Genomic DNA, 8,271 nt, shown 5'->3' with positions numbered 1-8,271 from the left:
AATCAAGCCATCTCGGACCGTGAGGCACAACTACAGGCATTAAGTCAGACTGTTACTGAACGCGATATCAGGATTGAGCACTTAAGTTCCGATATCCAAGGGTTAAATCAAGCCATCTCGGACCGTGAGGCACAACTACAGGCATTAAGTCAGACTGTTACTGAACGCGATATCAGGATTGAGCACTTAAGTTCCGATATCCAAGGGTTAAATCAAGCCATCTCGGACCGTGATGCTGAAATATTCTGGCTCAAAAATGGTTTGAAGAATTCAAGAGATGAAATTTTAGCAATTTTAAATACAAATTCATGGCGAATAACTAAACCATTGAGATTTATAAGGAAGAAATTCTATGATGAGCCAAAAATTTCTATTAGAAATTTTCTCATAGGTAGCGTAAAAAATTTATGGAAACTCATCCCCATATCAGAAACCAAAAAAAACAGTATTAAATATTATTTAAAAAAAGAAGTCTACAACGCTTTTTCAAGGGGGGGGGATGAACTGACTTCATCGCAGTATTGTGAGGACCTATTCCCATTTCAAGATGATACTGTTAGTAGATCTGGTTCTGAATTTATATCAATAAGTAATAAGTCGCCTTTGAATCTAAAGCCAGTAAAGTTAATTTGTTTTTACTTGCCTCAATTCCATGAAATTGAAGAAAATAATTTGTGGTGGGGAAAAGGATTCACAGAATGGTCAAATGTAAAGCCTGCCAAGCCTAACTTTCGTGGACATTATCAACCGCATATCCCTGGGGACTTAGGGTATTACAGTTTGCTTAATACTGATACTCAAAAAAATCAAGTTGAACTAGCAAAGCTTTATGGTGTTGAAGGGTTCTGTTTTTATTTTTATTGGTTTGGAGGAAAGCGCCTGCTTGAAACTCCTACATTAAATTTCCTGAACAATAAAGAATTGGACCTACCATTTTGTCTTTGTTGGGCAAATGAAAATTGGAGTAGGAGATGGGATGGCCTAGATGCGGATATCTTAATTGAGCAATGTCATTCACCCGAGGACGATATTGAGTTCATACAATACTTATCAAAGTATTTGATAGATGATCGTTATATTAGAATTGATGGTAAGCCTCTTATCTTAGTATATAGACCAAGCTTATTGCCTTCTGCATTAGATACAGCAAATAGATGGAGACAGTGGTGCAGGAATTTTGGTATTGGCGAAATCTATTTGGCGTATACCCAGTCATTTGAAAAAGATGATCCAAAGATATTTGGCTTTGATGCGGCTATAGAGTTTCCGCCTAATAATTCAGCTCCACCAAATTTAACTTCAAAAATTCAACCAATTTCAGAATCAAAATTTGCTGGAAATGTCTTTGATTGGAACATTTTTCCAAAAAGAAGTGAAAAGTACTCTGAGCCAGGATATACGTTATTTAGGACTGTTTGCCCTGGTTGGGATAATACAGCTAGAAGGGGGTGCAATAGTACGGTTTTTATAAATAACTCCCCTTCAGCCTTTAAGTATTGGCTTGAAAATGCAATAAAACATACGATTAACACTAAGAAAAATGAAGATGAGCGATTGGTTTTTGTCAATGCATGGAATGAGTGGGCTGAAGGGGCTCACTTGGAGCCAGATCAAAAAAATGGCTACGCCTATCTCCAGGCCGTTCGTGATGCAATGGAGAAAAACGTTACTCCAGTAAGTCACGATTCTCCTAAAAGAATTGTGATAGTTGCCCATGATGGATATCCTCATGGGGCACAATTTTTAGCTCTTAACATTGCCAAATCACTGTCACAAGATTTTGGAATCGAGGTTGATTTAGTATGCCTCGGTGATGGGCCGTTAATACTAGAATATAAAAAATGGGCTACAGTTCATAATTTATCTGGAGAGGACGCTCAAGGCTTAAAGGCAAAAAATCTTGCAAATAAATTGTACGAATTAGGGCATCGAACTGCAATTGTAAATACAACGGTATCTGGAAAATTTCTTGAGACATTATCAGGGGCTGGTATTAATTGCATATCCCTTATTCATGAGTTATCTGGAGTAATTGAGAAGAATAAGCTACAAGACTGTGTAAAGGCGATTACGAGTCATGCAACGAAAATAATATTTCCAGCTCATGAAGTTGCAGATTCTTTTCAGTATTACAGTAGATATTCAGTTGATAAAGCCATTATTCGTCCTCAAGGCCTATATAAGAGAAGAGATGCAAATAGATCTCGCGCTAAGGACCGCGATCAATTAAGAAAAGACCTGGGGGTAGCGTTTACTTGCAAGATAGTACTTGGAGTTGGATACGCTGATTATAGAAAAGGAATAGATTTATTTGTTAAAGCCGGCATAGATACCGCTAAATCTATAGAAGATGTTAAGTGGGTATGGATTGGTCATTGGGACCAAGAAATGCAAATAAAAGTTGATGAATTACTCAGTGCCAATAAATTGTATCGCGATATTTTTATATTCCCGGGGATACAGGATGAAACGGATATTTTTTTTGGAGGTGCAGATGTATTTGCGCTAACCTCAAGAGAGGACCCGTTCCCATCTGTGGTTCTTGAGGCTTTAGATGCTGGCTTGCCAGTTGTAGCGTTTAAAGATGCAGGTGGATTTACTGAGTTGCTTAAGGATTGCGGAGAGCTGGTTGAGCATGGAAATTCAAGCGCTTTTGCTCATGTAGTTACCTCACTTTTACAGAATCCAGAAAAAATCACGGGCTATGCGATTAATGGCTCTAATTTAATTAAAGAGAAATTTTCCTTTCGCCATTATTTATTTGATATTTTAGATCTGGCAGGAATAAAATTTCCACGACTAAGCGTAGTAATTCCAAACTATAACTATGAAAAACATTTGATCAAGCGCATTGAATCAGTAGTTAATCAAAATTACCCAATTTACGAGATATTATTTTTGGATGATTGCTCGGTCGATGGAAGCTTATGTCTTGCTGCTAATCTTTTAAATAAATCTAATATCGATTACAAAATCATTAAGAACGAAAAAAATTCAGGATCAGCTTTCTTGCAATGGAAAAAAGGTTGTGAATTATCATCTGGAGATTATATTTGGATAGCCGAGGCCGATGATTTTAGTGATGAAAATTTTATAAATACTGTAATTCAGCCATTTGAAAATAAAGAAGTAAATTTATGCTATTGCGAGAGCAAGCAAGTTGATGATAATGACAATATTATCGCCGAAAATTATATTGATTATGTTTCTGATATAGATCCTAATAACTGGAAAAAAAGCTATATTAGGGACGGTATTTTCGAAATTGAGAATTATCTGGCAGTAAAAAATACAATTCCCAATGTAAGTGCGGTAATTTTTAAGGGGCAAATAATTAGAGATATCCTTGAAACAGAAATTGACAATATCAAGAAATATAGAGTTGCTGGAGATTGGTATGTTTATACTAAAGTGCTAAGCAAAGGTAAAATCGCTTTCATAGCTGATACATTAAATAGTCATCGAAGACATCAATCTGGACTAACCATCAGTAACTTTAACGAGTCTTTACTATTGGAAATTATGAGTATGCAAAAATATATTATGGAAAAATTTACTGTATCAAAAGAAAAAATAAAAATTGCTGAAGATTACGTGATTTATTTAAAAAATCTTTTTAAAATCTAAATCTATCTATAAAGTTTAGATTTAATAATCGTGATAATGGAGCGATATTAATGATTAATAATAATGAGTGGTTTCGTATAGTCTGCGAAAGCTATGAGGGCAATAATTCTTCGTATGATGAATTGGCGCTCCCTAAATTTCCGCCAGAATCGATTCAAGTTAATACGACAGGCCTTTCAGGTAAGGAAGCATTGCGCGAGGCTTTTATTTTCTATGAGGATTGCACTAAAGCTTTTAATAAAGCAGGAAACGCAATTTCAAGAATTGATAAAATTTTAGATTTTGGTGTTGGGTGGGGTCGAATTGCTAGATTTTTTTAAGAGATATACCGCTGACAAACCTTTATGGCATTGATGTAATGGATGAGTTTGTTGAAATCTGCAAAGATACATTTAACTCCTCAAATTTCTCCATTACCAACCCATTTCCACCGACACAGTTTGAGAATAATTTTTTTGATTATGTAGTTGGTTATTCAGTTTTCTCGCATCTATCTGAACAAGCATGCCTAGAATGGATGAGAGAATTTTATAGAATTGTAAAGCCGGGCGGAATTGTCGCCCTCACAACACGTGGGCGACCTTTTTTTGATTATTGTGAGTCTTTAAAAGGTCAAAATAAGGGTCAGTATGCAGACTCACTGTCAACAATGTTCCCTAGCTTTGACGAAGCCAAAAAATCTTATGATGAAGGTCGGTTTGTCCATTCAAATGCTGACGGGGTAACTGGTAACGGCCAATCGCATGCATATTTTTATGGCGAGACTTTTATTCCTGAGGAGTATGCAAGGTCTGCATATGCAGAGTTATTTACCTTGGAAGAGTTTATATATGACTCTGAAAGACAATCACATCCAATTATGTTTTTCAAACGATTAGGCTAGTTTTGCTATGGAAAATAATCAAAATATATGGTTGGAATCAGTACCCTGGATAGATAGTCAGAATGCTGATATTGATCAGTTTTTGAGGGCTAAAAATTTAAGAAATGACTTCAATTTATATGAAAATTTAATTGAATGGAGGGATAGGGGGGTTGTTGTATTTAAGGATGTGGTCCCATTTGAATTGATAGAGGCCTTAGAATCAGACCTTGAATACTTGATAAAAAATTATATGGATTTTGACCTAATGGCAGAGGTTAAAGCTGTAATTAAGCCGATCAGCGAGTTTTCACCATTCGAGATAGTTGAAAGCAATGTGAAGTTTAATAGCATTCATGGTATTTCAAAAGCGGCTGTTATGCTAAGCCTTAATAGAAGTATCAGTCAATTTCTAGCCTGTGTTTTTGATGCCCCACCTGCTGTTCTCCAATCTTTAACTTTTTTTAAGGGAAGTCAACAGCCAATCCATATTGATTACCCATATGTAAGGACGCAAAAAAAGATTGCTCATCTTGCCGCTAGTTGGATAGCCCTTGAGGATATAGATCTCAATTCTGGGCCATTAATTTATTACCCTGGATCTCATAAAATTGAGATTTCTGGCTTTTATGATTGGGGTAATGGCTCAATAGTAATGGATGCGGATAGTAGAAGGGAGCCCATGGACTTCTCAAGATATCTAGAAAAGAGAGTGGCTTTATTTGGCATTGAGCCAGAAATTTTTTGCCCAAAAAAAGGGGATGCTTTGATATGGCACGGGAATTTAATGCATGCTGGATCAGCTGTTAATGATAAAAACTTAACTAGAAAATCTTATGTAACTCACTATACCTCTCTAGATTCTTACCCTGACGATTTTAAGGTAAGTGACGAAAATAAGTTTGTTCATCAAAATAGCGGTTATTGTTTTGAATATCCTTGGGTTATAAATTCCAAAAAACTACCATCATGGTGATTTGGAAAAATGAGATTTAATATTTCTTGCTTGTGATTAGTCAAAGCCATATATCAAATATTCAGGAGTGCTCTACCATTAATAAAATTAATCACTTAGATTCTATGGACTCCTTGCGCGGCATTGCAGCTCTAATGACGGTATTATTTCATCTAGTAGCATTTGCCGAGTTAACTGCCCCTTCGGGATTTGAGTTTATAGGTTCATATTTCGGGAAGGGCGTACCCCTTTTCTTCTGCTTAAGTGGATTTGTTTTAGCTTACGGTTATTCTAAAAAATTAGAAAAAAGTGGTAGCAATATAATTGACTTTTATCTAAAGAGATTTTTTAGAATTGCGCCATTATTTTATATTGTCTTAATCTGTTGGAGGGGTGTAGGCCATTTTCTTTGGATGTGGTCTGAATCTGCAACAGTATTATTTTTAAATTTTACCTTCTTGTTTGGGTTAGTCCCAACAGCCCATGAAAGCTTAGTAATGGCCAGATGGTCAATCGGGATTGAAATGCTTTTTTATTTAGCATTCCCAATAATTATTATTCTAATGGGGAACATTAAAAAATCTTTAATTATCTTTATTATTTCTCTGATCATGTCGTCAATTGTTTATCAAGTCTACTCTCAATTGGGGATGAATTCTTATGCTTACATGAATGCAATCACACAAGCCCCATTTTTCATAGCTGGTATATTGACCTTCAGGCTATGGGAGTATAGGGACTTTAAAAAATCAAAGTATGCATGGTTGTTATTGTTGCTTGCATTAACTTTAGTTTTTGTTTTGATAACTTCAAGTAAATTTGCAGGCCTATTAGACAGTGAAAAATTATTAGGCTCTGGCAGGAATATATGGGCAATAATTTTTTGCTTAATCATTTATAGCTGTTGCAATATTAAAATTCCATTCTTGACCAGTGGACCAATGGTTTGGATTGGCCAGAGAAGTTATAGTATTTATCTTTTGCATCCTATTATTTTGATTGCAATGGTAAAAAACAATTTGATAAATCTACTAAATAGTCATGAAGTTAACGGCGGTTTTTTTTATGGGGCTATTATTGTATTAGCGGCAACTCTACTAGCAAGTAGCATTACTTTTACTTATGTTGAAAAAATTGGTATAAGTTTTGGTAATAAACTAATTGCAAGAGATTTTAAATTCAAAGATAGTTTGAATTTTTTATATAATAGTTTTTGTTTCGAAAGAAGTGGAATTAAATATCTCAGCAACATCTCAATTGGTGGTGTCAGGATTGAGAGCTACAAATTATTAACGATCTTTTTATCTCTATTTGCATTACTTTATTCTTCTTGGGTTGCCATTAACTACAGTGCTCAACCACTTGTAGATATTCATGCGTTTCGACAGAGTCAAACAGCTCTAACATCATATTGGCTTGCTGTGAATGGATTTTCATTTGCATATGAGACTCCTGTTGCCGGCTATCCATGGTCTATACCATTTGAATTTCCGCTTTATCAATATATGGTATCAATTCTTGCTCTGATTTTTAACGCTTCTATTGAGCAAGTTGGCCGCCTTACAAGTTATCTTTTTCTCTTGAGTTGCATTTGGCCCGTAAGTCGAATATTGCGAATAGTGAATGCTCCCAAATTAACTATTTGGGTATTTAGTGCACTATTCTTATCGACTCCGTTATATATGTACTGGGGGCGTACATTCTTGATAGAGACTACAGCACTCTCATTTTCAATTTTTTCACTTTATTTTGGTCTCGAGATTATTCTTAAGCAGAGCAATAAAAGAAATATAATTTATTTTTTAGTTTTTTCCATACTAGCAATCTTACAAAAGTCAACAACCGAAGGCCCAGTATTACTGTATTTAATTGCATTAATATTCTTTGTGAATTTTTATCGATATCCAATTAAATTAGAATTCCTTAAGGCCTCATTTAAATTGTTGCCTTTGATATTAATTCCACTGTTAGTCGGACTAATCTGGGCTCACTATACTGACTTAGTAAAATCTAAAAATTTATTTGGATCGCAGTTATCTTCAAGCTCACTTTTTATTTGGAATTTTGGATCTATTTCGCAAAAATTTAGTCTTTCAACTTGGGATTTAATTATCTGGGAGAGAGTAATCAAGGGTAATTTTGGTGGTTATTTTGGGCTCTTGATATTGGCCTTGGCTCTTTTAACTCATAAGATTAGTAAAAAATATTCATTAATTTTACTTTCGTCTTTTATTCTATTTTTGTTACCACTGATTATTTTCACGAATTTAAATTATGTGCATGAATACTATCAAGTGGCATCAGTAATTTATTTAATATTTATGGGTTCCGTAATAATCACAGTAAGCCTGCCGCGGTATTTGCATACCAAAATCGTCATTCCTTTTTTAATGATTCCAATAATCACATTTAATTATTACAATTTTTCTAATTATTATGGTAATACTCTTTCTCGACCATTGGAGCAGCAGGACGTTAGGAGTGTTCAGGCCTATCAAATCGGCAAGTTTATAAATAAAAATACTCCTGAGAATTCTGCGATTGTCTTATTTGGACAGGATTGGAGTTCTGAAATAGCTTTTAACTCCAAGAGAAAATCATTTGCGGCTCCAGAGTGGTTTGCTGAATACGCTAAGTTATGGGAATCTCCCGAAAAATATCTTGGTGGAGTTCCCTTGTCAGCTATAGTTGTTTGTCCTAGCGAAAAAAATTTCCCTGATAAAAATGATATTGAACTTAAAACTCAAAATCAAAAATTTTGGAAAAAGGAAAGTGTGAGTGGATGTAGCGTTCTACTTAATCAGAGGCTCATACAGCCCTAATCTGA

General features: G+C 35.0%; 5 protein-coding genes. All 5 read left to right on the top strand.

Features of this window, described 5'->3' with window-relative positions:
• On the top strand, positions 1 to 3,627 hold a 3,627-nt coding region (locus ICE88_RS03115), incomplete at its 5' end, for a glycoside hydrolase family 99-like domain-containing protein (protein WP_216249255.1).
• A 50-nt stretch (positions 3,628 to 3,677) separates the two neighbouring features.
• Positions 3,678 to 3,947: a hypothetical protein gene (locus ICE88_RS03110; RefSeq protein WP_216249253.1), complete on the top strand. Its 270-nt coding sequence runs from the start codon at positions 3,678 to 3,680 to the stop codon at positions 3,945 to 3,947.
• The gene (locus ICE88_RS03105; RefSeq protein WP_370624447.1) at positions 3,938 to 4,510 is read left to right on the top strand and encodes a class I SAM-dependent methyltransferase; all 573 of its coding nucleotides are present in this window, start codon (positions 3,938 to 3,940) and stop codon (positions 4,508 to 4,510) included. Before ICE88_RS03110 ends, ICE88_RS03105 begins: the two co-directional genes overlap by 10 nt.
• 7 nt (positions 4,511 to 4,517) lie before the next feature.
• Positions 4,518 to 5,465 carry a phytanoyl-CoA dioxygenase family protein gene (locus ICE88_RS03100; RefSeq protein ID WP_216249247.1) on the top strand — a complete coding sequence of 316 codons (948 nt, stop codon included), beginning with the start codon at positions 4,518 to 4,520 and terminating at the stop codon, positions 5,463 to 5,465.
• A 104-nt stretch (positions 5,466 to 5,569) separates the two neighbouring features.
• Positions 5,570 to 8,266, top strand: a complete 2,697-nt coding sequence (locus tag ICE88_RS03095; RefSeq protein ID WP_216249245.1) for an acyltransferase family protein — start codon at positions 5,570 to 5,572, stop codon at positions 8,264 to 8,266.
• Positions 8,267 to 8,271 lie beyond the last annotated feature (5 nt).

Source organism: Polynucleobacter sp. AM-26B4, from assembly GCF_018882285.1.
Lineage (GTDB): Bacteria > Pseudomonadota > Gammaproteobacteria > Burkholderiales > Burkholderiaceae > Polynucleobacter.
Note: the sequence above shows the minus strand (reverse complement) of the source record. Positions and strands in the feature narration are given on the sequence as shown.